Origin of the sequence: Haematobacter missouriensis, assembly GCF_000740775.1 — a bacterium.
Lineage (GTDB): Bacteria > Pseudomonadota > Alphaproteobacteria > Rhodobacterales > Rhodobacteraceae > Haematobacter > Haematobacter missouriensis.
The window spans coordinates 1-371 of the sequence record NZ_JFGS01000130.1 but is presented as its reverse complement, the minus strand read 5'-3'; the positions used below and the strand labels follow the sequence as shown (position 1 = coordinate 371).

Below are 371 nucleotides of genomic sequence, written 5' to 3'. Positions count from 1 at the left end.
ATCGCCTGATCCGCCTCGGTCGGATCCTCCGCCGGGGCCTCGGGTTCCGCCTCGATGGAGGCGGCATCCTCAGGCACCGCGCGGCGGGCGGCGCGGGATTCTTCCTCGATGGTCTCAAAAGCCAGCCGTTTCAGCCAGTCGCCGACGGAAAACTCCGAAGGCCGATCCTCGAAGCGGGCCAGCCCCTTGAGGATCGTCGCATCGAAGAGACCGCGAACGCTCAGATATCCCTCCGGTACCGATCCGCTGCATTCGAGATAGGTCAACTCGCGCCTGACGGTGTCATAGATCGTATCGAGATGATCCTCGATCAGGTCAAAGAAGAGCTGGCGCCGGTCCGCTTCCGCCGCATCCCGCGCGGGCGGCAGCGG

At 65.2% G+C, this 371-nt stretch carries 1 pseudogene; it reads right to left on the bottom strand.

What is annotated here, in order from left to right:
* A pseudogene (locus CG51_RS18965) lies at positions 1-371 on the bottom strand (flagellar biosynthesis protein FliA); the annotation flags it as partial.